25 protein-coding genes are annotated in these 26115 nt (G+C 42.7%); 8 read left to right on the top strand and 17 right to left on the bottom strand.

Annotated elements, in window-relative coordinates:
• Positions 1-6: 6 nt before the first annotated feature.
• From caiB to caiT, 3 genes are all read right to left on the bottom strand, one after another.
• Positions 7-1227, bottom strand: coding sequence for an L-carnitine CoA-transferase (caiB, locus tag PSE83_RS09635; RefSeq protein ID WP_036958556.1), 1221 nt, complete (start codon positions 1225-1227; stop codon positions 7-9).
• Between the two features lie 63 nt (positions 1228-1290).
• Positions 1291-2433 carry a crotonobetainyl-CoA dehydrogenase gene (caiA, locus tag PSE83_RS09630; protein ID WP_004905499.1) on the bottom strand — a complete coding sequence of 381 codons (1143 nt, stop codon included), beginning with the start codon at positions 2431-2433 and terminating at the stop codon, positions 1291-1293.
• 34 nt (positions 2434-2467) lie between these two features.
• Positions 2468-3985, bottom strand: coding sequence for an L-carnitine/gamma-butyrobetaine antiporter (gene caiT / locus PSE83_RS09625; RefSeq protein ID WP_004905502.1), 1518 nt, complete (start codon positions 3983-3985; stop codon positions 2468-2470).
• 533 nt (positions 3986-4518) lie between these two features.
• On the opposite strand from caiT, the gene fixA reads away from it, so the two are divergent.
• From fixA to PSE83_RS09600, 5 genes are all read left to right on the top strand, one after another.
• Positions 4519-5289, top strand: coding sequence for a putative electron transfer flavoprotein FixA (fixA, locus tag PSE83_RS09620; protein WP_004905507.1), 771 nt, complete (start codon positions 4519-4521; stop codon positions 5287-5289).
• Positions 5290-5300: 11 nt separating this feature from the next.
• Entirely contained in the window at positions 5301-6242 is a 942-nt protein-coding gene (locus PSE83_RS09615; RefSeq protein ID WP_004905511.1) for an FAD-binding protein, read from the top strand.
• A gap of 54 nt (positions 6243-6296) precedes the next feature.
• On the top strand, positions 6297-7583 hold the full coding sequence (gene fixC / locus PSE83_RS09610) for an FAD-dependent oxidoreductase FixC (RefSeq protein WP_004905513.1): 1287 nt from the start codon (positions 6297-6299) through the stop codon (positions 7581-7583).
• Positions 7580-7867: a ferredoxin-like protein FixX gene (gene fixX, locus PSE83_RS09605; RefSeq protein WP_004905518.1), complete on the top strand. Its 288-nt coding sequence runs from the start codon at positions 7580-7582 to the stop codon at positions 7865-7867. Before fixC ends, fixX begins: the two co-directional genes overlap by 4 nt.
• A 77-nt stretch (positions 7868-7944) precedes the next feature.
• A complete protein-coding gene (locus tag PSE83_RS09600) occupies positions 7945-9270 on the top strand; it encodes an MFS transporter (RefSeq protein ID WP_004905520.1) in 1326 nt (441 codons plus the stop codon).
• Between the two features lie 329 nt (positions 9271-9599).
• Here PSE83_RS09600 and pgpA read toward each other — a convergent pair whose 3' ends face one another.
• From pgpA to queA, 11 genes are all read right to left on the bottom strand, one after another.
• Positions 9600-10118 carry a phosphatidylglycerophosphatase A gene (pgpA, locus tag PSE83_RS09595; RefSeq protein WP_004905523.1) on the bottom strand — a complete coding sequence of 173 codons (519 nt, stop codon included), beginning with the start codon at positions 10116-10118 and terminating at the stop codon, positions 9600-9602.
• 1 nt (position 10119) lies between these two features.
• On the bottom strand, positions 10120-11103 hold the full coding sequence (thiL, locus tag PSE83_RS09590) for a thiamine-phosphate kinase (RefSeq protein ID WP_004905525.1): 984 nt from the start codon (positions 11101-11103) through the stop codon (positions 10120-10122).
• Positions 11104-11346: 243 nt separating this feature from the next.
• Positions 11347-11763 carry a transcription antitermination factor NusB gene (gene nusB / locus PSE83_RS09585; protein ID WP_036958557.1) on the bottom strand — a complete coding sequence of 139 codons (417 nt, stop codon included), beginning with the start codon at positions 11761-11763 and terminating at the stop codon, positions 11347-11349.
• 103 nt (positions 11764-11866) lie between these two features.
• On the bottom strand, positions 11867-12340 hold the full coding sequence (ribH, locus tag PSE83_RS09580; protein WP_004905531.1) for a 6,7-dimethyl-8-ribityllumazine synthase: 474 nt from the start codon (positions 12338-12340) through the stop codon (positions 11867-11869).
• Between the two features lie 90 nt (positions 12341-12430).
• Positions 12431-13546 (bottom strand): bifunctional diaminohydroxyphosphoribosylaminopyrimidine deaminase/5-amino-6-(5-phosphoribosylamino)uracil reductase RibD, encoded by a 1116-nt coding sequence (ribD, locus tag PSE83_RS09575; RefSeq protein ID WP_004905533.1) that lies wholly within the window; start codon positions 13544-13546, stop codon positions 12431-12433.
• Positions 13547-13551: 5 nt separating this feature from the next.
• A complete protein-coding gene (gene nrdR / locus PSE83_RS09570) occupies positions 13552-14001 on the bottom strand; it encodes a transcriptional regulator NrdR (RefSeq protein ID WP_004914623.1) in 450 nt (149 codons plus the stop codon).
• A 213-nt stretch (positions 14002-14214) separates the two neighbouring features.
• Positions 14215-15183, bottom strand: a complete 969-nt coding sequence (gene secF, locus PSE83_RS09565) for a protein translocase subunit SecF (RefSeq protein WP_004905538.1) — start codon at positions 15181-15183, stop codon at positions 14215-14217.
• Positions 15184-15193: 10 nt separating this feature from the next.
• On the bottom strand, positions 15194-17041 hold the full coding sequence (gene secD, locus PSE83_RS09560) for a protein translocase subunit SecD (RefSeq protein ID WP_071585895.1): 1848 nt from the start codon (positions 17039-17041) through the stop codon (positions 15194-15196).
• Between the two features lie 26 nt (positions 17042-17067).
• Positions 17068-17400, bottom strand: a complete 333-nt coding sequence (gene yajC / locus PSE83_RS09555; RefSeq protein ID WP_004905542.1) for a preprotein translocase subunit YajC — start codon at positions 17398-17400, stop codon at positions 17068-17070.
• Positions 17401-17494: 94 nt separating this feature from the next.
• Positions 17495-18622 carry a tRNA guanosine(34) transglycosylase Tgt gene (gene tgt, locus PSE83_RS09550; protein ID WP_004905543.1) on the bottom strand — a complete coding sequence of 376 codons (1128 nt, stop codon included), beginning with the start codon at positions 18620-18622 and terminating at the stop codon, positions 17495-17497.
• A gap of 91 nt (positions 18623-18713) precedes the next feature.
• On the bottom strand, positions 18714-19784 hold the full coding sequence (gene queA / locus PSE83_RS09545; protein WP_004905546.1) for a tRNA preQ1(34) S-adenosylmethionine ribosyltransferase-isomerase QueA: 1071 nt from the start codon (positions 19782-19784) through the stop codon (positions 18714-18716).
• A 375-nt stretch (positions 19785-20159) separates the two neighbouring features.
• On the opposite strand from queA, the gene PSE83_RS09540 reads away from it, so the two are divergent.
• The 3 genes from PSE83_RS09540 (at position 20160) to ggt (ending at position 23597) form a co-directional block, all read left to right on the top strand.
• Positions 20160-20771, top strand: coding sequence for an acyl carrier protein phosphodiesterase (locus PSE83_RS09540; protein ID WP_036958558.1), 612 nt, complete (start codon positions 20160-20162; stop codon positions 20769-20771).
• Between the two features lie 217 nt (positions 20772-20988).
• A complete protein-coding gene (locus PSE83_RS09535; protein WP_004905550.1) occupies positions 20989-21591 on the top strand; it encodes a peroxiredoxin C in 603 nt (200 codons plus the stop codon).
• Between the two features lie 239 nt (positions 21592-21830).
• Positions 21831-23597, top strand: coding sequence for a gamma-glutamyltransferase (ggt, locus tag PSE83_RS09530; RefSeq protein ID WP_272660830.1), 1767 nt, complete (start codon positions 21831-21833; stop codon positions 23595-23597).
• Between the two features lie 41 nt (positions 23598-23638).
• Here ggt and nadS read toward each other — a convergent pair whose 3' ends face one another.
• The 3 genes from nadS to brnQ all read right to left on the bottom strand — a co-directional run bounded on the left by nadS (position 23639) and on the right by brnQ (position 25921).
• Positions 23639-23941 carry a NadS family protein gene (nadS, locus tag PSE83_RS09525; RefSeq protein WP_004905562.1) on the bottom strand — a complete coding sequence of 101 codons (303 nt, stop codon included), beginning with the start codon at positions 23939-23941 and terminating at the stop codon, positions 23639-23641.
• 168 nt (positions 23942-24109) lie between these two features.
• The gene (locus tag PSE83_RS09520; RefSeq protein WP_050763780.1) at positions 24110-24433 is read right to left on the bottom strand and encodes a hypothetical protein; all 324 of its coding nucleotides are present in this window, start codon (positions 24431-24433) and stop codon (positions 24110-24112) included.
• 162 nt (positions 24434-24595) lie between these two features.
• Entirely contained in the window at positions 24596-25921 is a 1326-nt protein-coding gene (gene brnQ / locus PSE83_RS09515; RefSeq protein WP_004905565.1) for a branched-chain amino acid transport system II carrier protein, read from the bottom strand.
• Between the last annotated feature and the right edge of the window lie 194 nt (positions 25922-26115).

The following is a 26115-nucleotide window of genomic DNA, read 5'->3' as shown; positions in this document are numbered from 1 at the left end:
ATTCAATTAATCAACTATTTTGGCTAGCCCTTTATTGACTAACCCCCGAATATCAGTTTCGCTGTATCCAATATTTTTTAAGATATCTGTCGTGTCCATACCGTGTGATGGCATGCCTCGCCAGATTTGTCCGGGGTTATTTTTGAATTTAGGCATGACATTAGGACCACGGCAGGTTTTTCCTTCCATTGTTTGCCAACTGGTAATAGATTCGCGTGCAATGTATTGAGGATTGGTTTCTAGCTCAGGAATCGTAAGGACTTTGGCGCTAGCAATATTCAATTCCGCGAGTCTTGCTAGCACTTCATCAATCGAACGTGAACCTAGCCATTCATCGAGTTTTTCTTCCACTAAAGGCCCATAAGGGCATTCCACACGGTGAATTAGCTGTGTGCCTTCCGGTATTTCTGGTGTACCTAACAGATGCGCTAACCCAATATCTTTGAAAATTTCCTGAATTTGCGTGATGCCGACAATTTCCATCACGATATAACCATCTTTACAGCTATAGAGACCACAACCTGCGTAATAGGGGTCTTTTCCTTTTGTCATACGTGGACAGATTTCGCCGCCATTAAAGTAGTCCATCATGAAGTATTGCCCCATACGCAACATCACTTCATACATGGCAACGTCAATGCTTTCACCTTTTCCGGTTTCACGTGCTTTATACAGTGCCGCCAGTGCCGCCGTTGTGGCAGTCATGCCAGAAAAATAATCTGCGGTATACGGGAAAGCAGGCATTGGCTGGTCTTTATCACCGTTTTGAATCAGATAGCCACTGAAAGCTTGAGCAATAGTGTTATAAGCTGCGAGGTTGGTATATTGCGGGTCACCGTACTGCCCAAAACCGGATAAGTGTGCAATAACTAGTTTAGGGTTATGTTCCCAAAGTACTTCATCCGTGATACCACGGCGAGCAAATGCGGGGCCTTTACTCGCTTCAATGAAGATATCCGTGGTTTCCATCAGTTTCAAAAATGCGTCACGCCCTTCATCCTTAAAAATATTCAATGATAATGCACGTAAATTACGTCGTGACAGCTGAGGGTAGTTGGGTTGAACGCGAATAGTGTCTGCCCAAGCGACATTTTCTATCCAGATCACTTCAGCGCCCCATTCTGCAAACATTTGCCCTGCAAATGGGCCAGCAATTTCAATTCCTGAAAATACCACTCTAACCCCAGCTAGAGGGCCAAATTCTGGCATAGGTAGATGCTCTGCCATGCTCTTATCTCCTGTGAAGCAGGGTTGGCCTTCTCGTGAAAGCCATCCCATTACGTTCAGTTATTAGCGGTATTGTTTTAGTACGCTACGGCCTAATGTCAGTATTTGCATTTCATCTGAACCGCCTGATACGCGATCCACACGCAGATCACGCCAAAAACGGGCGATCCGGTGCTCACCTGCAATTCCTACACCACCGAGTACTTGCATCGCAGAGTCCACGACTTCAAATGCCGCATTTGCACAGAAGTATTTACACATTGCTGCATCTCCAGAGGTGATCAATCCGTTGTCACTCTTCCATGCAGTTTCATATAACATGTTGCGCATTGAATTGAGCTTGATCGCCATATGTGCAAATTTTTCTTGAATTAACTGAAAACGGCCAATGGCTTCACCAAATTGAACACGCTGGTTAGCATAACGAGCCGCATCTTCGAACGCACACATCGCAGTACCATAGTTAGTTAAGGCCACTAAGAAACGTTCATGGTCGAACTCTTCTTTTACACGGTTAAAACCATTACCTTCGCGGCCAAACATGTCTTTTTCATCAAGTTCGACATTATCAAAAGTGATTTCACAACAGCTATCCATGCGTAAACCCAGTTTTTCAAGTTTGTTCACCTTGATTCCTGGTTTGCTCATATCTAAGAACCATTCGGTGAAAACAGGTTTATCTGGTGAATCCGCATCACGGCTCATCACCACAATGTATGGGGTGTAAGCACTACTGGTGATAAAACATTTGCTACCGTTCAAATACACTTTGCCATTACGGCGTTGGTAAGTGGTTTGTAGGCTACCTACGTCAGAGCCCGCCCCTGGTTCAGTGATCGCCGAGTTCCACATTTGTTTACCCGTACCGCGGAACGCCATGATTTTATCAATCTGCTCTTGAGTTCCTTCTCTTAGCACTGTATTAAAACCGCCCGGTAGTTGGTACAGCACATAGGTTGGTGCACCCAGGCGACCCAGCTCCATCCATACCGCAGCAACGGTGATAAACCCTGCATCTAAGCCGCCATGTTCTTCTGGGATCAGCAGGTTATCGATTTCCATATCCGCTAACGCTTTTACAAAGCGTTCAGGATACTTACTGTCGCGGTCACATTCAGCGAAATAGCTTTCCCAGTTTTCACTGGCCATCAGTTCACGGATCCCTGCGACAAACAGCTCCTGCTCATCATTCAATCTAAAATCCATATCAATAACCTCTTAAATGTTGTTTCTGAGTAAATTAGTCATTTTTCCAATGCACTTTGGCATCTTTAATAAAGGAGAGCGTTACCATGATGTTGACGAAAAAAAGTGGGCATCCTCCGGCAATTATCGCTGTTTGAATGGGTTTTAATCCGCCTAACGCCAGCAAAACAATGCCGATAACACCGACTAAGACAGACCAACCGATGCGCACTAACAATGGCGGCTCATCACCATCTTTCACTGCGCGACAAGTCGACATAGCGAGGGTGTAGGAACAGGCATTAATGAGTGTCACAGTGGCGATAAAGCAGAGGATGAAGAAGCCCCAAATTGTTACAGTGCTCAAAGGTAAGGCAGCCCATGTTTCAATGATGGCGCGCGCAACGCCGAATTCTTCAATTAGTTTGGGAACATTAATAATATTTTGGTCAACAAGTTGGAGTGTGTTACTCCCTAAAATAGTCCAAATTAACGTTGTTCCCGCCGTTAAGCCTGCCACCATCCCGATACACAACTCACGGACGGTACGGCCTTTAGAAATACGTGCGAGGAAGATACACATTTGAATGGCATAGATAACCCACCATGCCCAGTAAAACACTGTCCAGCCTTGTGGGAAGCCACTTTTACCTACCGCATCGGTATAAAACAGCATGCGAGGCATATACATCATTAGGACACCGATAGAATCAGTGAAATAGTTCACAATGAAGCTAGCGCCACCAACAATAAATACCCATCCCAACATCAAGAAACTCAGGTAGCTACGGACGTCACTCGCAATTTTCACCCCTTTTTGCAGGCCGAAAGCCACACAAATTGCATTTAGGATGATCCAACAGAAAATGATGATGGCATCAAGTTGTAAGGTATGAGGAATACCAAATAAATATTGAATACATTCAGTAACTAACGGTGTTGCTAATCCTAGACTAGTTCCCATTGCTAATATCAACGCAACGAGATAGAAGTTATCAACAAGCGTACCAAACCACCCGTTTACCCGTTTTTCCCCTACCAGAGGAACTAGCGTACTACTTGGACGAATAACATCCATTTTGCGAACAAAGAAGAAATAACCGAATGCGACAGATAAGAAGCTATAGGTCGCCCATGGGAGTGGTCCCCAGTGAAACAGGCTGTATGCAAGCCCAATATTTTTAGCCTCATTTGAATAAGGTTCAAAGCCAAAAGGCGGTGCAGAAACGTAATAATAGATTTCAATCGACCCCCAAAACAGCACAGCGGCTGAAGTACAAGATGCGAACATCATAAAAATCCAGCTTGCTCGGCTAAATTCAGGCTTCTCTTCCCCTAGACGTTTTTTAGCGTATGGTCCTAAAATCAACCAAAACCAGCCACCAAACATCACGACCATATACCACTCAAATGCCCAGCCCCACACATTGGTGACATAGCTGAAAACTTGGTTGATAACTTCATTTGAAGCATCAAGGTCACGGACAGTTAACCAACACAATAGTCCAACAATGATCAACGGCGGAAAAAAAACCTTAGGTTCTATTCCACCTTTTTTATTTTCTTTGCTCATAGTTCGATCCCAATTTATTATTTAATACATAAGTTTTAAAATAGATATTATTCTCAATACCTAATACATAACCTCATACTTACATTTATTTAAAACTTATATTTATTATTAAATCCCAATAAACCTAATTAAGTATTAATTCAAATCCTATCCAAATCATGTCTAGTCCCCATTAACAATTCTGTTATTAAGGTCACAATATTATTCGTGATAAATAATTGTTATTGTTTTTTCCATTTAAAATAACTTTAAACATCAATAAATACATAGAGATAAAATATTGTGTAACGTTAATGTTATTAAATACCTTCAGTATTGGTGATTCAGGTAGCAATATTGAACATTTCATTGATAACTAGGTGATTTTTATAATATTGGTGAGTAGGGTATCAGTATGAGCATTTAAATCCTCTTTAATTTAACGTTTTCAATATTGGTGACTTAGGTTTTATTTTTAAATATCCAGATCATGATAATTATATAATCCGAAACCGAAACGGATCATATTTATTAATATTATTTTAGGAGATGTAATGAATATTATTACATGCTATAAATCTGTTCCTGATGAACAAGATATTATTGTAAATAGCTCAGATGGTTCTTTAGATTTTTCACGTGCCGATACCAAAATCAGTCAATATGATTTAAATGCAATTGAAACTGCCAACCAAATAAAAGCGCAGCAAGCAGACAGCAAAGTAATTGCGTTAAGTATTGGTGGTAAAGCACTAACTAATATGAAAGCACGTAAAGATGTGCTATCACGTGGCCCAGATGAGCTGGTTGTTGTTATTGATGACCAACTTGAGCATGCACTGCCCCATCAAACTGCGATTACCCTTGGTGCCGCGGCACAGAAAGTGGGCTTTGATTTAATTATTTGCGGTGATGGTTCCGCAGATCTCAATGCACAACAAGTGAGTATTTTATTAGGTGAAACCCTGCAAGTTCCTGCCATTAATGGTGTGAAAAACATTGTTTCTATCACAGCCGATACGGTGATTGTAGAGCGTGAACTGGAAGACGAAATTGAAACCTTATCCCTTCCATTACCAGCCATTATCGCTGTTACCTCCGATATTAACGTTCCCGTTATTCCATCCATGAAAGCCATCTTAGGTGCTGCTAAAAAACCCGTCCAAGCTTGGACGATGGCAGATATTGGCTTAGATAACGTTGCCGCATTATCGTCTCAATCTATCGCCGCACCAAAACAGAAAGTTCGCCAGCGAATCATTATTGAAGGTGATGGAGATGATCAAATTGCGCAATTTGCAGAACATTTAAGAAAAATCATTTAATCGGAGGAGTTATGAGCAAATTATCAACCGTTTGGGTATTTAGTGACATGACTTCCCGTTTGCCTGAACTTATCGGCGGTGCTCTCACCCTTGGTGAGCAAGTCAATGTTTTCGCCCTAGATGAAGCGCAAAGCTCACAAGCTTTTCAACTTGGTGCGACCCAAGTTTTTCAATTAGCAGGTAAACCCGACGACCGTATTATTGAAGATTATGCAGACACTATCGTTTCAACCATCAAACAGCATGGTGATAAAGGTTTATTACTGTTACCGAATACCCGTAGAGGTAAATTACTAGCAGCACGCTTAGGGGCTAGACTACAAGCAGTCGTCTCTAACGATGCAACAGCAGTTACAATCGAATCTGGAAAACCTGCAATTAAACATATGGTTTACGGTGGTCTCGCCTTCGGTCAAGAGACTCTAGATAGCGCATTTTCAATTGCAACACTTACCTCTGGTACATTTGAAGCAGCCCCAAGTGATGCATCACGTAACGGCACGGCTCAAGCTACACAATGGGTCGAACCAAAACAATCTATTGTACGTACCTCGATTCAGAAAAAAGCAGGTAGCTCAGTTGAACTAGATAAAGCACGCTTAGTTGTCAGTGTAGGACGGGGTATTGGTAGTCAAGAAAACATCGCTATTGCTAAAACGCTTGCCGACACAATAGGTGCTGAAATCGCTTGTTCCCGCCCAGTCGCAGAAAATGAAAAATGGATGGAACATGAGCGCTATGTGGGTATTTCCAACTTAATGCTCAAACCAGAGCTTTACCTCGCTGTCGGCATTTCAGGGCAAATTCAACATATGGTCGGTGCGAATGGCGCACAAACTATCGTCGCTATCAACAAAGATAAAAATGCCCCTATTTTCCAATTTGCTGACTACGGGATAGTAGGCGATCTGTTCAAAATCTTACCTGCTTTAACGCAACAACTGGCGAAATAAACTCAATAACAGTGAGGCATTTTCCTCACTGTTTTAGTGACCTTTGGAGAAACTATGTCCGATGATATTTTTGATGCAATCATTGTAGGTGCAGGCCTAGCCGGCTCTGTGGCTGCATTGGTGCTTGCCCGTGAAGGTGCGCAAGTTCTCCTAATCGAAAGAGGAAACTACGCGGGCGGTAAAAACGTAACAGGTGGGCGAATGTATGCCCATAGCTTAGAACGAATTATTCCTGGCTTTACCCAAGAAGCGCCTATTGAGCGCATGATCACACGCGAAAAATTGTCATTTATGACCGAAACCGGTGCTGTCACTGTTGATTTTCAAAATGCTGCAGCACAAACCCCAGATGAAACCTCTTGGTCTGTACTTAGGGGAAAACTGGACCCATGGCTGGTTGAACAAGCCGAAAATGCAGGTGCGCAGTGTATTACAGGGATTCGAGTTGATAAGTTAGTTGAAAGCGATGGCAAGGTCGTCGGTGTGGAAGCTGATGGTGATGTACTTGAAGCTAAAGTGGTCATTTTAGCAGATGGTGTCAATTCACTATTGGCAGAACAACTTGGTATGACAAAACGCGTCAATGCAGAACATGTTGCCGTTGGGGTTAAAGAATTAATTGAACTACCAAAAGATGTGTTGTGCAACCGCTTTAATTTAAATGAGAACGAGGGCGTTGCTTGGCTATTTGCAGGCTCACCGACCGATGGATTGATGGGCGGAGGCTTCCTTTATACCAATGAAGATACTATTTCTTTAGGTTTAGTCTGTGGCTTACACCACATCAAAGATGCTAAGAAATCTGTTCCGCAAATGCTTGAAGACTTTAAACAACACCCCGCCGTTGCGCCGTTGATTGAAGGCGGAAAAATGGTCGAATATGCCGCTCACGTTGTTCCTGAAGCAGGTTTAAAAATGCAGTCAGAATTAGTACGTGATGGGGTATTAATTGCTGGTGATGCGGCTGGTATGTGTATGAATTTAGGTTTTACTATTCGTGGTATGGACTTAGCTGTTGCCTCCGGTGAAGCGGCAGCAAAAGCCGTACTTAGCGCAATGAAAACCGACGATTTCAGCAAACAAAATTTAAATCAATACCTCACACTGCTCAACGAAGGCCCACTGCGGGACATGAAAATGTACCAAAAAATGCCTGAGTTTTTGGATAACCCTCGTATGTTTTCTGCTTACCCAGAAATGGCGGTTGGTATTGCCAAAAAACTCTTCACTATCTCAGATGAAGCGCCTGTGCCTTTACGTAAGACCATGTTACAACACGCGAAGAAAGTGGGCTTTATGAATTTGCTCAAAGATGGAATTAAAGGAGTCAGAGCAATATGAGTAATCCAGTCAACGTTGATGTCAAACTCGGCATTAATAAATTTAATGTCGATGAAGAAAACCCGCATATTGTGATAAAAGAGCATCCAGATATGAATGTGCTCGAAACATTAACTAAAGCTTGCCCAGCGGGATTATATAAAAAACAAGAGGACGGCTCAGTACGTTTCGATTATGCCGGTTGTCTTGAATGTGGAACCTGCCGCATTCTTGGCTTAGGTAGTGCATTAGAAAAATGGGAATACCCACGCGGCACTTTCGGTATTGAATTTCGTTACGGCTGATTTATTTAGCATAACTCTCGGAGCTAATAACTTCGAGAGTTTTCAAGCGTTTATTTACGCTGACACTGGGATGCATAATGAAACCAAAAAGTTTTGATGATATCCAATTTTCCTCCGTTCATCGGCGGATTATGCTTTGGGGCAGTGGAGGGCCTTTTCTGGATGGTTATGTATTAGTCCTGATCGGCGTTGCCTTAGAACAACTCACACCCGTATTAAGCTTAAGTAGTGAATGGATTGGCTTATTAGGCGCTGCAACATTAGCGGGTCTATTCATCGGTACTTCTCTATTCGGCTATATTTGCGACCAAGTCGGTCGTCGTAAAATGTTTTTAATTGATATTGTTGCCATTGGTGCTATTTCAGTGGCGACCATGTTTGTCTCAACACCGATGGAGCTGCTTATCATGCGGTTCTTAATCGGGATAGTAATAGGTGCGGACTACCCAATTGCAACGTCAATGATCACTGAGTTTTCCAATACCAAACAGCGCGCATTTGCTGTCGGGTTTATTGCGGCAATGTGGTATGTGGGTGCAACCTGTGCCAATCTCGTCGGTTATATGTTGTATGACGTGGAAGATGGCTGGCGCTGGATGCTTGGTAGCTCAGTGATCCCTTGTATTATCATTTTGATTGGTCGTTTTGATTTACCTGAATCACCTCTTTGGCTGATCCGCAAAGGGCGCGTTAAAGAATGCGAAAAAATGATGGAAAAGCTGTTTGGTCAGCCTGTGGTATTCGAAGCCGAAGAACAACAAAAAACACATTTCATCCAATTATTCACTAAGCGCCATTTTTCTTTTGTTCTATTCACTGCCATTATTTGGACCTGCCAAGTGATCCCGATGTTTGCAATTTACACCTTTGGCCCACAAATTGTTGGTCAGCTCGGGTGGGATCAAGGAAAAAATGCTGCACTGGGTAACGTGGTTATCAGCTTATTCTTTATGTTAGGCTGCTTACCCGCGATGTATTGGTTAAATAAAATGGGCCGGCGACCACTATTGATTGGTAGCTTTGCGATTATGACCCTTGCTCTTGCCATACTTGGTTTATTCTCAAACCTCGGTATTTGCCTTGTAATTATTATGTTTGGTATTTACGCATTCTTTTCAGGCGGCCCGGGTATTTTACAATGGCTTTACCCTAACGAACTGTTTCCAACAGATATTCGCGCATCCGCCGTTGGGGTGATTATGTCAATCAGCCGTATTGGAACCATTTTTTCAACGTGGGCATTACCGCTGTTTATCACTAAATATGGGGTCAGTTCGGTGGTGTTAATGGGGGCAGGTGTTTCTTTGCTCGGGCTAATTGTTTCTATCCTATTTGCACCAGAAACCAAAGGTTTAACCTTAGCACAAACCTCAGTGATGGGTATTCGGCGCAAAAAGAAGTAAAAGAAGTAAAAGAAGTCACCACGATAAGCAATCACATCAAATATACACGTATTTATACGCTAAATAGTTCAGATTGTAGGTAGGCGGCAAGCGAATAGGACCCTAGGAGCATAAACAAGTATGTGACTAGAGCGAATAAGTGAAGCCAACACCCCTACAATTTGAAATATGACGCGTATTTAGTTTGAAATACGATAAATACCAATACGCTAAATAGTTTGGGTTGTGGCTAGGCGGCAATCGAGGTTATCCCGATGAGCATACACAAGTATGTGATTCGGGTAACCGAACGCAGCCAACAACGCCACAGCGCAAAATATGACGCGTATTTAGTTGGTTGAGAATGGCATAATGTCATACCAAACCAACAACCAAATAGTGACATAAGAAAAAATCGCCGCAATGATATCGTCAATCATAATACCAAAACCGCCGCTGACTTTTCGGTCAAAAAACCGTATTGGCCATGGCTTCCACATGTCGTAAATACGGAAAATAAAGAAGGCGGTAATGACCCACTCATAATCAACAACTGGGATCGCCATTAGCGTAATCCACATCCCAATAAATTCATCCCAAACAATACTGCCATGGTCATGAATTTTCATGTCGTCGGAAGTGCGTTGGCAAATTAGGCAACCAATCCAAAAACCCACGATAATGAGTACCCACACACTCCAAATTGGCATGTTTGCCATTAATAACCAGAAAGGTATCGCAGCAAGAGAGCCCATTGTGCCAGGCACAATAGGCGAAAGGCCACTCCCAAATCCTGTGGCCAATAAGTGCCAAGGGTTACGCATATTCAGCCGTTTTTTTGCTTCTGCTTTTTCTTGGCGACTTGCCATTCTATGCACCTTCCGAAACAAAATGATCGAAACCTTTTAGGTTTACATCAACTTCTTGGTTATTGCAAAAGTAGCTAATTCCTTCAGACTGCGGCTTAATTTGCCCGATACACGTAAAGCCTGACCCCGTATGCGCTAATGCCATCTCTAACGCTCCACGATTAATTTCAGGAACAGTAAAACAGAGTTCGTAATCTTCACCACCACTCAAAGACCATAAACGCCCTTGCTCAATACTACAACTTTGTTTCAACGCTTCTGATTGAGGCAATGCATCTAAATTAATCCGTGCACCACAACCACTCGCTTTCAAGATATGGTTAAGATCGGAAACTAAACCATCCGAAATATCAATTGCAGAAGAAGCCAGGTTTCTCAACGCTTGGCCTTGTAAAATCCGTGGCTGTGGACGTAAATGGCGCGCAATTAGCCATTCTTGATGCTCTACATTTTCAACATTCAGTTTGTCTTGCAAAATAGCTAAGCCTGCCGCGCTATCACCGAGAGTACCAGTGACATAAATCCAATCGCCATTACGCGCTCCTGCGCGAGACATCGCCTTACCATTTGGTACTAAACCATGAACCGTATACGTTAAACTCATTGGCCCACGAGTTGTGTCACCACCAATCAATTGCATTCCATAATAATTAAGCTGTTCAAACAAGCTATCACTGAAAGATTGCAACCAATCGCAATCAACACAAGGCAATGTAATGGCTAAGGAAACCCATGCAGGGTCTGCGCCCATCGCTGCAAGGTCACTTAAATTAGATGCTAATGATTTATAAGCAAGATCAGCCGGTGAAATGGTAGGTAGGAAATGGATACCAGAAACGAGAGTGTCAGTACTTACTGCAAGTTGCTGTTTTTCTGGAATGGTCATCAACGCACAATCATCGCCAATACCGATATTAACATCACGTCGGTTAGTGGTTTGACGGTTAAAATAACGCGCGATGAGGTCAAATTCGCCATATGACATGGTAGATTTTCCGTTTTCGCTATATCTATTTTCGTTTGAGACGAAGCAAATAATTTACACCCTAATAATTCAATAATAGGTAAATAGCACACAATTGCTAACCTAAACAGCGTATCTAATTGGCTACAATTATTCTTCGCTCACCTGTCATTGAAATATCGCGAGCATATAAACACAAAGGTAGACTGGAACCCAGCCTACCTATTTATTACTGTAGTGCTACAGGAGGGAACCCTGATATTATTATTTTTTACGACGAACTGCAGGTGCCGCTTTGTCTAATACACCGTTAACAAATTTATGGCTATCTTCTGCGCCAAAAACTTTCGCTAATTCAATACCTTCGTTGATTGCAACTTTATAAGGTACGTCTTCACGGAAACTTAATTCAAACATGGAGACACGTAAAATCGCTTTTTCTACCTGCCCTAACTCTTCTAGCTGACGAGATAAATAAGGCGCCATCAGTTGATCAAGTTTTGTCGCGTTGGTCGCAACACCTGATAACAGTTCACGAAAATAGTTTACGTCAACGTCTGACATGTCCTGTTCAGCAATAAACTCATATTCCACTTCAGCAATTGGATTGCCAGATAATTGCCATGAATAAATGGCCTGTACAGCACACTCACGAGCGCGGCGACGAGCAGCAGGTTTCACAAGATTCCCCTTAAATTTAAAAACTGTACACAAAAAACACTTGTTGCATTGCGTTATCTACACCATTGTGGCGAAAAAACGGCAACATAGAGCTAATTGTGTATTATTTGCCTTTGATGGCCTTAATTACATTAATCATTTCAAGTGCTGTCAGTGCAGCTTCAGCACCTTTATTACCTGCTTTAGTACCCGCACGTTCAATGGCTTGTTCGATATTTTCAGTGGTTAACACACCAAAAGTCACTGGCACTTCACTGTTCATCGCGACATGAGATAGGCCGGAACTACATTCACCTGCAACATATTCAAAGTGAGCTGTACCACCACGAATAACGGTACCTAATGCAATTACTGCATCATATTTATTAGTTTCAACTAATGCTTTTGTGGTCAACGGTAGCTCATAAGCGCCTGGAACCCACACAATGGTGATGTTGTCATTTGAAACCTGACCAATGCGCTCTAACGCATCAACAGCACCTTCCAGCAGACTATCATTAATAAAGTTGTTAAAACGAGCGATAGCGATAGCAACACGCGCTTGTGGAGCAGCAACAACACCTTTAATTACGTTCATAGCCTTCCTCTAATATTAATTATAACCCGCGGGGCGCGGATTTTATCACATTCTTTCGTGTATCGTACGTATGATTTTCAAAAAAACCACTTACCATACGGGACGAAGCCTGACGCGTAGGTCTGGCCCGACTTGCTTCACTTCTGTAAATTCAAATTTTGGCGCATCAATAAGGGCATTAAGCGGTGGGAAGTCCACCAGGCCTCGAGCGCTATTTCCTAATAATTTAGGCGCAATATAGACAATCAGCTCATCCACTAAACCTAACTTAAGCAATGAGCCTGCAAGTTTTGCCCCTGCCTCAACCCAAATGCTATTCACATTACGTTTAGCCAATTGCATCATCAAAATAACGAGATCGGTGCCGTTTTCATCAGCAGGAACAGCGAGTTGCTCAACTTGCCCTTGCCATACTGCATTTTCATCTGGGTTTGAACGCACTAACCAGCATTCACCATCTAATTGAGTGACTTTATGACCAGAAGTCACACGATTGTGGTTATCCAACACAATACGAATGGGCTGGCGCACTTGGTTTTCTGGATAAACTTGTTGGATGTCTGATGGGAGCTCGTTCCAACGTACCGTTAAAGAAGGGTCATCAGCAACAACCGTGCTGCTCGTACTTAAGATAGCGCTAGCCTCGGCTCGAAGAGCTTGTACATCTTTGCGAGCTGCCGAGCTGGTAATCCATTTACTTTCCCCTGATTCAAGGGCGGTTTTGCCATCGAGTGAAGCGGCAAGTTTCAACTGGATATAAGGAAACCCGGTACGCATACGTTTTAAAAAGCCGCGGTTTGCCGCTTCAGCATCGTTTAATAAAACATTACTGCGCGTTTCAATCCCTGCTTGCGACAACATATACAGGCCACGGCCCGCAACTTGAGGGTTTGGGTCTTGCATGGCAGCAACAACGCGGCTTACACCCGCTTTGATCAGCGCCTCTGCACAAGGTGGGGTACGACCGTGATGACTGCAAGGCTCAAGGGTGACATAAGCCGTTGCCCCTTGCGCTTTATCTCCTGCCATCCTTAGTGCATGGACTTCTGCGTGGGGTTCCCCCGCTTTTTGATGATACCCTTCACCGACAATAGTACCATCACGCACAATCACACACCCGACATTTGGATTAGGTGATGTGGTAAAACGCCCTTTTCGTGCCAACTCAAAAGCACGAGCCATATACATGTTGTCTTGTTCAATCATTGGCGTTAATCCTGTAATTTAGCGATTTCTTCGCCAAATTCACGCACATCTTCAAAGCTGCGGTAAACAGAAGCAAAACGGATATAGGCAACTTTATCGAGCTTTTTCAGCTCATCCATGACCAAACTGCCAATTAATTTCGACGGAACTTCGCGCTCCCCGGTAGCCCTAAGCTGGGATTTAATAGAAATAATAGCTTGTTCAATATCATCAGAACTTACAGGCCGTTTTTCTAATGCCTTTTGCATACCACGATTAAGCTTTTCTTCATCAAAAGGCTCACGAATATCGTCGCTTTTAATGACTCTAGGCATGACAAGTTCAGCCACTTCAAAGGTTGTGAAGCGTTCATGGCACAGTAAGCATTGGCGGCGTCTACGGACTTGGGACCCTTCACCGACCAGACGCGAGTCAATAACTTTCGTATCTACAGCTGAGCAGAATGGGCAGTGCATAGCGTTTCCTGAATCTATTTAGGGGGAGATAGTTTACCCTACTATGCGAGAAAAAACACCCTAGAAGATGCCTCCTAGGGTGTTCTCGTTGCTCTTCATATTTCGCGTTGTGAGAGTATTAGCTGCACTCCGATACCCTAGTCACATAGTTTACTATGGTTCCTAGGGATGTCGTTCACTTGCTGCCTACTCACACACGAACTATTTTAAGAACTAAGGCAGTAACGACTCTTGGTCTGCACCTTCTTTTTCGACTTTCGCTTGCATCAAGTGTTCACGCTTCATACCCATCTTCAGTGCTAGTGCAGAAGCCACGTAAATAGATGAGATAGTACCGATAGTTACACCGATTAACATAACCAATGAGAAGCCTTCCAACATTGCGCCACCGAACAGGTATAGCATCAGAACCACTAATAATGTGGTTGCTGATGTCATAATGGTACGGCTCAATGTTTGCGTCAAAGAGACGTTCATGATTTCGTACGGTGTCCCACGACGAATTTTACGGAAGTTTTCACGGATACGGTCTGATACAACGATACTGTCGTTCAGCGAGTAACCGATAACCGACATCAATGACGCCACGATAGTCATATCTATCTCAATATGGAACAAAGACAGAATACCTAAAGTAATCACCACGTCATGCGCAAGAGATAGCACGGCACCCGCAGCCAAGCGCCATTCAAAACGGAACCCAACATAGATTAGGATACAAATCAACGCAGTTAACAGAGCCAAAGCCCCTGTTTGCGCCAATTCAGCCCCAACACTTGGCCCCACGAATTCAATGCGTTTTACGGTTGCTTTATCATCCACACTTTGGTTGATAATCGTGATAATTTCTTTGCCGACTTCTTGACCCGCGGTGCCTTCAATAGGCGGGATACGGATCATGATGTCGCGGCTGCTACCAAAGTTTTGGATTAGTGGATCTTTATGGTTCGAGTTAGACAAGCTATCACGAATTTTATCCAAATCAGCTGGCTGACTTAAGTTGATTTCAATTACCGTACCACCTGTGAAATCTAAGCCCCAGTTAAAACCCTTGACGCCGATAATCACAAAAGAAGCAATCAGTAATACGATAGAAATGCTAAAGGCAACGTTGTCCCAGCGCATAAAGTCATAAACTTTACGACCATAGTTCAATTGTTCAACAGTATAATCCTGTGCCACAACGTGCTCCTTAAATTGACAGCTTGTTAATACGTTTACCGCCGTAAAGCAGGTTCACGATAGCACGTGTACCGACGATAGCTGTAAACATAGAGGTTGCGACACCAATCGCTGTCGTAATCGCAAAGCCTTTAATAGACCCAGTACCCACTGCATATAGAATAATCGCAGTGATAAGTGTCGTTAAGTTTGCGTCTGTAATACTTGAGAAGGCGCCTTTATACCCTTCATGAATCGCTTGCTGAACAGATCGACCGTTCTTGAGCTCTTCTTTAATCCGTTCGTTAATAAGAACGTTAGCATCGACTGCAACTGCAAGGGTTAATACAATACCCGCAATACCTGGCATGGTCAGCGTTGCCCCCGGTAATAAGGACATAACACCAACAATTAACACCAAGTTTGCTAACAGCGCACTACTCGCAATCAGACCAAATTTACGATAATAAATAATCATAAACAGGATAGAAGCTAACAGACCTGCGATACACGCTTTTAGCCCTTGCTCGATATTTTGCATACCCAGTGTTGGACCAATGGTACGTTCTTCAACAATTTGGATTGGCGCAATCAACGCACCAGCACGTAACAGTAATGAAAGCTGGCGAGCTTCAGTACCGTTAGTAATACCCGTAATACGGAATTTGCTACCAAAACGCGCAGAAATACGTGCCGCATTGATGACCTTTTCATCTTTCACCAAAATTGAACGGCCAGTTGCATCTTTTTTACCACTGTCTTTGTATTCAACAAACAGCGTTGCCATCAGCTTGTCTTGGTTATCACGTGTAAAGTCAGACATGATAGAACCACCAGCACTATCAAGACTGATACTCACTTGTGGTTGGCCATTTTCATCCGCTTCAGAGGTTGAATCCGTAATATGGTCACCCGTTAAGATCACACGCTTATATAAAACGTAAGGCATGCCTTCACGGTCATATTTAACTTCTGAATCACCTGGTACACGGCCACTTTCTGCTGCGGAAGAATCGACTGAAGTATTCACCAAACGGAATTCTAATGTCGCAGTCGCACCTAAAATTTCTTTTGCGCGAGCAGTATCTTGGATACCGGGTAATTCAACCACAATTCGGTCAGCACCTTGGCGTTGAACGAGTGGCTCCGCAACACCTAATTGGTTTACACGGTTGCGAATAATAGTAATGTTCTGAGAAACTGCATAGTTACGTGCTTCACGTAAACGCTCGTCGGTCATAACAGCAATCATGGTGTTATCGCTGCCATCACTAAAGACTAAGTCTGGGTATTTACGAGACAATGCTTTTTCAGCTTGGCTACGATCGTCCGCGTTACGGAAGCGAACTTCCACGCTGTAATCATTGCCTTTACGAATAGAAGAGTACGCAATGCCTTCTTGACGCAGGTCATTACGCAAACCATCCATGTTTTGTTCCTGCAATTTACCTAATGCAGTGTCCATATCAACTTCCATCAGGAAGTGAACCCCACCACGCAGATCAAGACCAAGCTTCATCGGTTCACCACCGATCGCTTCGAGCCACTTAGGCGTTGCAGGTGCAAGGTTTAATGCAACAACATACTGGTCACCCAGTGCATTCATGATCACTTCACGCGCACGTAACTGAACATCAGAGTTGTTGAATCGGGCTAAAATTGCCCCATTTTCTAGAGAGATAGATTTACTCTCAATTTTATCGTCTTTTAACGATTTTTGGACTTGGATCAGCGTTTGTTCATTGGCGGCGGTTCCCCGCACGCCAGTGATCTGAACAGCCGGATCCTCACCATATAGGTTTGGAAGTGCATAAAGCAAACCGATGAGGATCGCAAAGATCAACATCAGATACTTCCACAAAGGATAACGGTTTAGCACGGCAGTTCCCTTCGGGAGAATCAGAATTAAATTGCTTTCATTGTGCCTTTAGGTAAAACAGCAGCAACGAAATCACGTTTGATGGTTACTTCTGTGTTCTCACTCAACTCAAGAACCACATAACCGGTTTCAGACACTTTAGTTACACGCCCGATTAAACCGCCAGTTGTTAAAACTTCATCACCTTTAGTGATAGATTCCATCAATTTACGGTGTTCTTTCGCACGTTTTTGCTGTGGACGCAAAATCATGAAATAGAAGATCAGCGCGAAAACAACAAGCATGATAACCATGGTGTATGGACTACCTTGCGCTGGTGCACCTGCTGACGCCGCTGCTTCAGAAATAAAAAAACTCATTCAACTTTCCTCATTGTTTTATTGAAAGCAATTTTACATACAAAAAAGCTAAGTTTGATATGCTACACAGATTAGTGGCATTTCGCACTTAAATTCACTCGATATTTAATGAAGGTTCGGGTTTACCAATCTTTTGGTAAAAATCTTTAGCAAACTCTTCAAAATTCCCATTTTCAATGGCTTGGCGAATACCGGCCATCAAACGCTGGTAATAACGTAAATTATGGATGGTATTGAGCCTTGCACCAAGGATTTCATTACATCTATCAAGGTGATGCAGATAAGCACGGCTATAATGACGACAAGTATAACAGTCACAATCAGCATCCAGTGTTGATGTGTCTGATTTATACTTAGCATTACGAATTTTTACCACGCCATTTGTCACAAATAAATGCCCATTTCGTGCATTTCGTGTTGGCATCACACAATCGAACATATCGATACCACGGCGAACCCCTTCAACTAAATCTTCAGGTTTGCCAACTCCCATTAAATAACGAGGTTTGTCAGCTGGAATTTGCGGGCAGACATGTTCTAAAATTCGGTGCATATCTTCTTTCGGTTCGCCTACGGCTAAGCCGCCTACAGCGTACCCATCAAAGCCGATTTCCACCAGTCCCTTAACTGAAATATCACGTAAATCTTCGTAAACACTACCTTGAATAATACCGAACAAAGCATTTTTATTGTTTAGTTCGTCAAAGCGTTGGCGGCTACGTGCAGCCCAACGCAACGACATTTCCATTGATGTCTTTGCATAGTCCCAATCTGCTGGATACGGCGTGCACTCGTCAAAAATCATGACAATATCTGAGCCGAGGTCATACTGAATTTCCATCGACTTTTCAGGACTTAGGAAAACTTTTTCACCGTTGATAGGGTTGCGAAAATGCACACCTTCTTCTTTAATTTTGCGCATCGCACCAAGACTAAAGACCTGAAAGCCACCTGAATCGGTTAAAATTGGCCCTTGCCATTGCATAAAGTCATGGAGGTCACCATGTAACTTCATGATTTCTTGACCCGGACGTAACCACAGGTGGAAAGTATTCCCTAATAAGATTTGAGCGCCAGTTTCTTTCACTTCTTCAGGGGTCATCCCCTTAACTGTACCGTAGGTTCCTACTGGCATAAATGCAGGGGTTTCCACCACGCCGCGCTCAAAGACTAAGCGACCACGGCGTGCATTGCCGTCAGTCGTTTGTAATTCATATTTCACATTTGCCTCCTAGCAGCAGAAAAACAGTCTGTTGCTATCGATAATATTAATTTGCTAAGCAAGCAGCCGATGCCACCGCTTATAAAACTGATTACTCACCAATTTTCTCAAATCGAGCGTTTGTATTGGGGGTAATAAACATAGCATCACCATAACTAAAGAAACGGTATTTTTGTTTAACGGCTTCTTCGTATGCATTCATGGTGTTTTTATATCCAGCAAACGCAGAAACCAACATAATTAATGTAGATTCAGGTAAGTGGAAGTTGGTGATTAGTGCATCTATCACCTGATATTCATACCCAGGGTAAATAAAGATTTGGGTATCATCAAAAAATGGAGCAATTAAAGCGTCTTGGCTTGCTTTTGCGGCACTTTCTAGTGACCGAACCGACGTTGTTCCAACAGCGATAACGCGATTACCTCGAGCTTTACAGGCTAAAACGGCATCCACGACCTCTTGTGGCACTTCTGCATATTCAGAATGCATAATGTGATCTTCGATAGTATCAACACGTACTGGTTGAAAGGTACCGGCTCCCACATGTAATGTCACAAACGCCATTTCTACGCCTTTTTGGCGCAATGCTTCAAGTAACGGCTCATCAAAGTGTAAACCTGCCGTTGGTGCTGCGACAGCCCCTGGTTTTTCACTATACACGGTTTGATAAAGTTCTTTATCTGACTCTTCATCAGGGCGATCAATATAAGGCGGCAGAGGCATATGACCAATTTGGTTTAGAATGCTTAATACATCACGTTCATCATCAAAGCGCAGTTCAAACAATGCACCATGACGCGCGACCATGGTCGCCTTCACGCTTTCATCTTCACCTAACAGTAATTCAGCCCCTTCTTTTGGCGCTTTTGATGCCCTAACATGGGCTAATACGCGGTGTTCATCCAGCATACGCTCAATCAGAACTTCAATTTTACCACCGCTAACTTTGCGCCCAAATAACCGTGCAGGGATCACGCGAGTGTTATTGAACACTAGCAAGTCACCGTGCTCCAATTTTTCTAGAATATCGGTAAAAACACCATGCGTGAGCTGCCCTGAACCGCCATCGAGGCTTAATAAACGGCAAGCACTACGTTCAGCCTGCGGATAGTGGGCAATCAGTTCTTCAGGTAATTCAAAAGTAAAATCAGAAACACGCATTGTATTGACATCAATCTAAAAAAACAGGCGACTAGTCTAGTGCCGCGCTGACTTTGGCGCAAGAAATAAGCGTAAAATAGTACAGAAAAACACCATTATTTAACAAATATTTTGTTAGCAAAAAATTCTGTACGCTATTTGTCCATTCAAAGAATGAATTATTTCAATTTTACTCAACTTTTATGACACATTAACTTCCGTCTTTTTTCTTTTTCTTTTTCTTTTTCTACTAAATAAATATACCCCATGAATTTCGAATTAGAGCAAGGCAGCAAGCAAATTGATCCCTAGGAGCATACATCAGTATGTGACTAGGGTCGGTTTGTGCAGCTAACACGGCTATAATTTGAAAGGCATCGGGTATATCATAGGAGGATGAATTACCTAGCGCACCTCCACCTCGCCCACCTCGCTGACAGCTCCTTACTCGGCAACATCATGGCTGACTACGTCCGCGGAAACCCTACGGGCCTTTATTCATCTGAAGTTGTCTCTGGTATCTTTATGCATCGAGCCGTCGACCGCATTACGGATACCCACCCTTTAGTCAAAGAAGCTAAGTTGTTGTTTCGTGATGAATATCGCCGTGTTGCGCCCATAACCTTGGATTTAGTCTGGGATCATTTTTTGTCGCTGCACTGGTCGACTATTGAGCCATCAATATCGCTAGCGGGCTTTGTACGTGACTGCCGAACAATAATTGAGCCTCAACTTTGTCATACTCCTGAAAAATTTCAGGAGTTAAATGAATACCTTTGGCCTCAGCAGTGGCTAATACGCTATGCGGATAAAAATTATATTGGTAAATCACTGAATGGTATGGCGAGAAGGCGCCCCAAGCTTGGAGCGCTAAGTGGTTCATTTGACGATTTTTTATTACAGTATGATGCGTTAGAAAATATTTTCTTTCAATTTTATCCAGAAATGATGGCTAATGCGCTGCAACATTTTTTTGTACAAAATGTCACAATTAACACAAAGGAATAAATTAAAGCTTGCACTTTAATGGAATAAAACTATCTTATTGATATTAATTTAATAAACCAGTATGATTGATAGCCAAAACCTATCACAATAATCGGTTTAAATGTCTTTATTATCAAAAGATATTTTTCTATTCTTTTGGCAGTCTATGTCCACACTATTTATCAGTGATTAAATAGACAGGACAAAAAACTTTAATTCAAACTCATAGGAGTAAATTATGGTTCTGGTAACACGTCAAGCCCCTGACTTTACTGCTGCAGCTGTTTTAGGTAATGGTGAAATCGTTGATAACTTCAACCTGAAAACCCACCTAAACGGCCGTCCAGCTGTGATCTTTTTCTGGCCAATGGACTTTACTTTTGTTTGTCCTTCAGAGCTGATCGCATTCGACCACCGCTACGAAGAATTCAAAAAACGTGGCGTAGAAGTTGTTGGTGTTTCTTTTGACTCTGAGTTTGTTCATAACGCATGGCGTAAAACACCAGTAGATAACGGCGGTATTGGTGAAGTTAAATACCCAATGGTTGCTGATATCAAACGCGAAATCATCAAAGCTTACGGTATCGAACACCCAGATGCAGGCGTTGCACTGCGTGGTTCTTTCCTCGTTGACAAAAACGGCGTTGTCCGTCACCAAGTCGTTAATGACCTGCCATTAGGCCGTAACATTGACGAAATGCTGCGTATGGTTGACGCACTGCAATTCCACGAAGAGCACGGTGATGTTTGCCCAGCTCAGTGGGAAAAAGGCCAAGAAGGTATGAATGCTTCTCCAAAAGGCGTTGCTGACTACCTGACTAAAAACTCTGCAAAACTGTAATTCGTTACGCGAGTTTTAGAAAAGCGGGCATTAGGCCCGCTTTTTACTTTTTGTGAACCTAGTCTATCTTTTCTCTTCCTACTAGCAATTATTCCACTCAGTTAACAATTCTTAACTCAAATACTCAATGTTTTGTATTATTGTGTGCTATACATTAAAAGCACAAATAATTAACAAATTATTCATATTAAATATTTGTGCGATAAAACACCTCACCTAACCTTAACTGGGAGATACGAATGATAAAAACATCATTACGCCCTGCGGTTCTACTTCTTTCCTTACTTGTTTCCAGTCAACTATATGCCGCCTCCGAACCTGCGGTTGAAGCGAAAAAAGGCATGGTCGTTTCTTCCCAACATTTAGCATCACAAATTGGGGCTGATATTCTAAAATCAGGCGGTAATGCCATTGATGCAGCTGTTGCGGTAGGGTATGCACAAGCCGTGGTTAACCCTTGCTGCGGTAATATTGGCGGTGGCGGCTTTATGACTATCCACCTAGCCAATGGGAAAGACTTATTCATTAACTTTCGAGAAACTGCCCCTGCTGCCGCTAGCGCAGATATGTATTTAGATAAAGACGGTAAATTGATTAAAGATGCCAGCCTCTATGGCTATCTTGCGTCAGGTGTACCCGGTACCGTTAAAGGCCTAGACTATGCTTTAGAAAAATACGGGACAATGAGCCGCCAACAGGTGATGGCTCCTGCCATAAAATTAGCCAGAGAAGGCTTTACTCTAACCCGTGCAGATACCGATGTTCTCGACACCACGACAGAACGTTTTAAACAAGACCCTGAAGTGGCTCGTATCTTCTTAAAGCCTGATGGTAGTGCCTTCCAACCGGGAGACTTACTAGTCCAAACAGATTTAGCCAATACCTTAGAAAAAATTGCCCAGAATGGCCCATCCGCTTTTTATGAAGGTGAAATCCCCAAAATTGTTGAAGAAGCATCGAAAAAAAATGGTGGTATCTTAACAGCAAAAGATTTTGCGGATTTTACAATTACAGATACAGCGCCTGTCAGTTGTACCTATAGAGGGTATCAATTTATCTCTGCTCCACCACCTAGTTCAGGCGGGGTAACTATCTGCCAAACGCTTAATATCTTAGAAGGGTATGACCTCAAGGAAATGGGCTTTAACTCTGCGGACTATATTCATACTCTTACAGAAGCAATGCGCCATGCCTACATGGATAGAAACACCTTCCTTGGTGACCCTGAATTTGTCGATAATCCAACCGAAAAATTACTCAGTAAAGCTTATGCAGAAGAGTTACGCAAAGAAATCAAACCCAACCAAGCAACGCCATCAACCCAAGTTCAACCGGGAATAGGGCCACACGAAAAACCAGAGACAACACATTACTCTGTAGTAGATGAAAAAGGAAATGCGGTTTCAACGACTTATACGATTAATGGCCGATTCGGTTCTGTTGTTATCCCTCCGGGGACAGGGTTCTTCTTAAACGATGAAATGGATGATTTCACCACGAAAGTCGGCGAGAAGAATTTATATGGCTTAGTACAAGGAGAACGCAACGCTATTGCACCGGGTAAACGCCCATTATCATCCATGAGCCCGACTATCGTGACGAAAAATGGCAAGGTATTTTTAGTTCTCGGTTCACCGGGAGGCTCACGGATTATTTCAATTACGCTGCAAACCGCTTTAAATATTATCGACCATGGTATGCCGCCACAAGAAGCCGTTAATGCACCGCGTATTCACCACCAGTGGCTCCCTGATGAGGTTTATTATGAGCAAAGAGGCGTTTCTAAAGACACCTTAGCGCTCCTCGATAAAATGGGTTACCAGATGGTTGAACAAACACCATGGGGTGCCGCCGAGCTGATTATGGTCGCGATCCCTGAAGGCGCTGGTGTTAGTGCCAAATCTTCAGGTAATGATTCCGCTGTTTCGGGGAAAGTTCGTGAAGGCTTCATTTATGGCTCTAACGATGTACGCCGTCCAGCAGGTAGTGCAGTTGGGGTTGATTAATCGCTGTCGAAGGATCCAACCCCTTCACTGATGGGGTTGGATTAAATATGAATGGCCCTCAACTCATTAATCAGGCTTGGTTTCTTTTCTAAAAGATACAACAATTTGAGGGCTATTCCTGATGGAAACCGACGTTGTTGTTCCCAGCTACGGACCAAATCAACACTAGAACCTATCGCTTCTGCAAACTCTTGTTGTTTCATACCAGAGTGTTTACGAATAGCTTTAACATCTGGTAGTTCGAAGCGATGAATATTTTCACTAGCAGGAACTAATTCACCTTTCTCGATAGCAACCATCTCTTCTAAGCTACTCACTAAATCGTCAAAAAGCTTTTTTCCCATACCATTATCCTTATTACATAACTCATTCAATTCTATATTTTAAATAATTCGAGCGGCAGTTAGGTGATAAAGGAAGATAGACGGAAAGCATAGATAAACTATGTGACTCGGCTATCTGAGCGTAATCAACACCGCTGCAACTTGAAAGATTACGAGTATATTTAACCATTAAGCAAGCTTTTGAATGATTGCTCGTAAAATCGCTTTTTCTTGTTCATTCAAATCTTCCTTTGCGTTCTTAGTATAAATCGTAAGCAAATACAACCTACCGCTCATGGTTCTGTTATAATAGATAACCCTAACACCATCACGTTTTCCTTTATTTAAGGCTCTCCAACGTATTTTTCTACATCCTCCAGAGCGGCTTATTACGTCACCATACTCATAGTTTTCTAATAAGAAGGCCTGAAATAATTGAAATTCATTATCTTCCATAATTAGTTTACGTTGCTGACTAAAAATTCTAGTTTCAACAAACTCTAAATAATTCATTTGCACCTCCTTGCGCATTTCCTATCCAATCTACTAGTACTCCGTACTAACTTCAACAAAAAAATATCATTAGCCCCATTCAAAACGAGTTATGTAACCGCTCTGGTTACACAAAAAAAGGCCGCTAACATTAGCGGCCCTTCGATTCAATAATTGAAATTACTATACTTGTTTATGCTGCGCAGCGGGTGCCACAAACTTATCGCATAAAATTGCCACGACCATCACAACAACAGTTGGTAATACCCAGACTAAATCTTGCTTATACAGTGGCATTGCTGTCATCCATTCAGGAATATAACCTTTCAGATGATCTGACGCTTTTACGGCGCCAATTAGACCGACCACAAAGCTGACTAACATTGTCGGCGCAATCACTATTGTTGGGTTTTTCCACCACTTCAAAGTAAAGCTTAATAAAATTAAGACAATACAAGGTGGATAAATTGAAACTAGCACGGGTAATGAGAAGGCGATTAACTTACTCAAACCTAAGTTTGAGATCACCATGGAGAACACACCTAGGATCAATACCAGTTTACGGTAAGAAATCGGTACATACCGGCTGAAGAACTCTGCACAAGCACAAGTTAAGCCGACGGCAGTTACCATACAAGCAACAAATATTAATACCGCGAGGAAGAAGCTACCGTAATTACCAAAAGTATATTGGACGTAGGTATGTAAAATGTCAGCGCCATCAGCAGGGTTTGGAATTAACGAACCACTATTCTCACCAAGCTTAAACAATGACAAATAGACCAGCGTCAATAATACCCCTGCAATTAACCCTGCCCACATAGTATAACGAGTTAATAATGAAGAGTTTTCGATACCCCTTGAACGCGCCGCATTAACAATAACGATACCAAATACCATCGCACCGAGGGTATCCATTGTCAGATAACCATTGATAAAGCCGTTCGAGAAAGCCATCTCACGATATTCTATTGTTGACGGAATCGGGTCACCCGCAGGCCACATGACAGCCGCAATACCCAAAATAGCCAAAGCTAGCATTTTTACAGGCGCTAAAATGTGCCCAACGCTATCGAGCAGTTTTCCTGGATACAATGAAATACCAATAACTAGAACGAAGTAAACCACGCTGTAGATCAGTAATAGCATATCGGACTCACCACCGAATAATGGTGCGATACCGACTTTATAAGATACAGTTGCCGTTCTTGGCGTTGCGAATAGAGGCCCTACCGACAAATAAGCAACAACCGCCAATAGTAGCCCTGCAGTTTTGCCAACAGGCGTACTGAGTGCTTCAATACCCCCACCCACTTTAGCCAGCGCAATAACCGTTAAAACAGGTAAACCCACACCAGTAACCAAAAACCCTAGTGCGGCAGTCCAAACTTGTTCCCCTGCCTGCAAACCAACCATAGGGGGAAAGATAATGTTTCCTGCCCCGACGAATAACGCAAAAGTCATAAAGCCTAATGCGATGATATCTCTTGATGATAAACGATGAGCCATATTATGTTATTTTTAAGTGACAAAATAGAAAATTATGGGTTTACACTTAGCAACCCTTTGAAATATATATAGCGAGATAGAATTCTGATAAACATACTGTTAACAATATAAAAAAGTATATTTGCTTGTATCACACGAAATGAAAAGTCAAAAAACAGAAAAATTCGCCAATAACTGACAACAAGTAGAACTTT

It is taken from the genome of Providencia sp. PROV150, from assembly GCF_028481025.1.
Classification (GTDB): Bacteria; Pseudomonadota; Gammaproteobacteria; order Enterobacterales; family Enterobacteriaceae; genus Providencia; species Providencia hangzhouensis.
This window is presented reverse-complemented; position numbering and strand designations above follow the sequence as displayed.

Excerpts from the sequence above, each read along its gene's own strand:
- fixC (WP_004905513.1), top strand. The coding sequence starts at position 6,297 with ATGTCCGATGATATTTTTGATGCAATCATTGTAGGTGCAGGCCTAGCC.
- nadS (WP_004905562.1), bottom strand. The coding sequence starts at position 23,941 with ATGGGAAAAAAGCTTTTTGACGATTTAGTGAGTAGCTTAGAAGAGATG.
- yajC (WP_004905542.1), bottom strand. The coding sequence starts at position 17,400 with ATGAGTTTTTTTATTTCTGAAGCAGCGGCGTCAGCAGGTGCACCAGCG.
- brnQ (WP_004905565.1), bottom strand. The coding sequence starts at position 25,921 with ATGGCTCATCGTTTATCATCAAGAGATATCATCGCATTAGGCTTTATG.
- caiT (WP_004905502.1), bottom strand. The coding sequence starts at position 3,985 with ATGAGCAAAGAAAATAAAAAAGGTGGAATAGAACCTAAGGTTTTTTTT.
- fixX (WP_004905518.1), top strand. The coding sequence starts at position 7,580 with ATGAGTAATCCAGTCAACGTTGATGTCAAACTCGGCATTAATAAATTT.
- PSE83_RS09615 (WP_004905511.1), top strand. The coding sequence starts at position 5,301 with ATGAGCAAATTATCAACCGTTTGGGTATTTAGTGACATGACTTCCCGT.
- ribH (WP_004905531.1), bottom strand. The coding sequence starts at position 12,340 with ATGAACGTAATTAAAGGTGTTGTTGCTGCTCCACAAGCGCGTGTTGCT.
- thiL (WP_004905525.1), bottom strand. The coding sequence starts at position 11,103 with ATGTCATATGGCGAATTTGACCTCATCGCGCGTTATTTTAACCGTCAA.
- PSE83_RS09600 (WP_004905520.1), top strand. The coding sequence starts at position 7,945 with ATGAAACCAAAAAGTTTTGATGATATCCAATTTTCCTCCGTTCATCGG.
- queA (WP_004905546.1), bottom strand. The coding sequence starts at position 19,784 with ATGCGTGTTTCTGATTTTACTTTTGAATTACCTGAAGAACTGATTGCC.
- pgpA (WP_004905523.1), bottom strand. The coding sequence starts at position 10,118 with ATGGCAAGTCGCCAAGAAAAAGCAGAAGCAAAAAAACGGCTGAATATG.
- ribD (WP_004905533.1), bottom strand. The coding sequence starts at position 13,546 with ATGATTGAACAAGACAACATGTATATGGCTCGTGCTTTTGAGTTGGCA.
- ggt (WP_272660830.1), top strand. The coding sequence starts at position 21,831 with ATGATAAAAACATCATTACGCCCTGCGGTTCTACTTCTTTCCTTACTT.
- nrdR (WP_004914623.1), bottom strand. The coding sequence starts at position 14,001 with ATGCACTGCCCATTCTGCTCAGCTGTAGATACGAAAGTTATTGACTCG.
- caiA (WP_004905499.1), bottom strand. The coding sequence starts at position 2,433 with ATGGATTTTAGATTGAATGATGAGCAGGAGCTGTTTGTCGCAGGGATC.
- fixA (WP_004905507.1), top strand. The coding sequence starts at position 4,519 with ATGAATATTATTACATGCTATAAATCTGTTCCTGATGAACAAGATATT.
- PSE83_RS09520 (WP_050763780.1), bottom strand. The coding sequence starts at position 24,433 with ATGAATTATTTAGAGTTTGTTGAAACTAGAATTTTTAGTCAGCAACGT.
- caiB (WP_036958556.1), bottom strand. The coding sequence starts at position 1,227 with ATGGCAGAGCATCTACCTATGCCAGAATTTGGCCCTCTAGCTGGGGTT.
- PSE83_RS09535 (WP_004905550.1), top strand. The coding sequence starts at position 20,989 with ATGGTTCTGGTAACACGTCAAGCCCCTGACTTTACTGCTGCAGCTGTT.
- PSE83_RS09540 (WP_036958558.1), top strand. The coding sequence starts at position 20,160 with ATGAATTACCTAGCGCACCTCCACCTCGCCCACCTCGCTGACAGCTCC.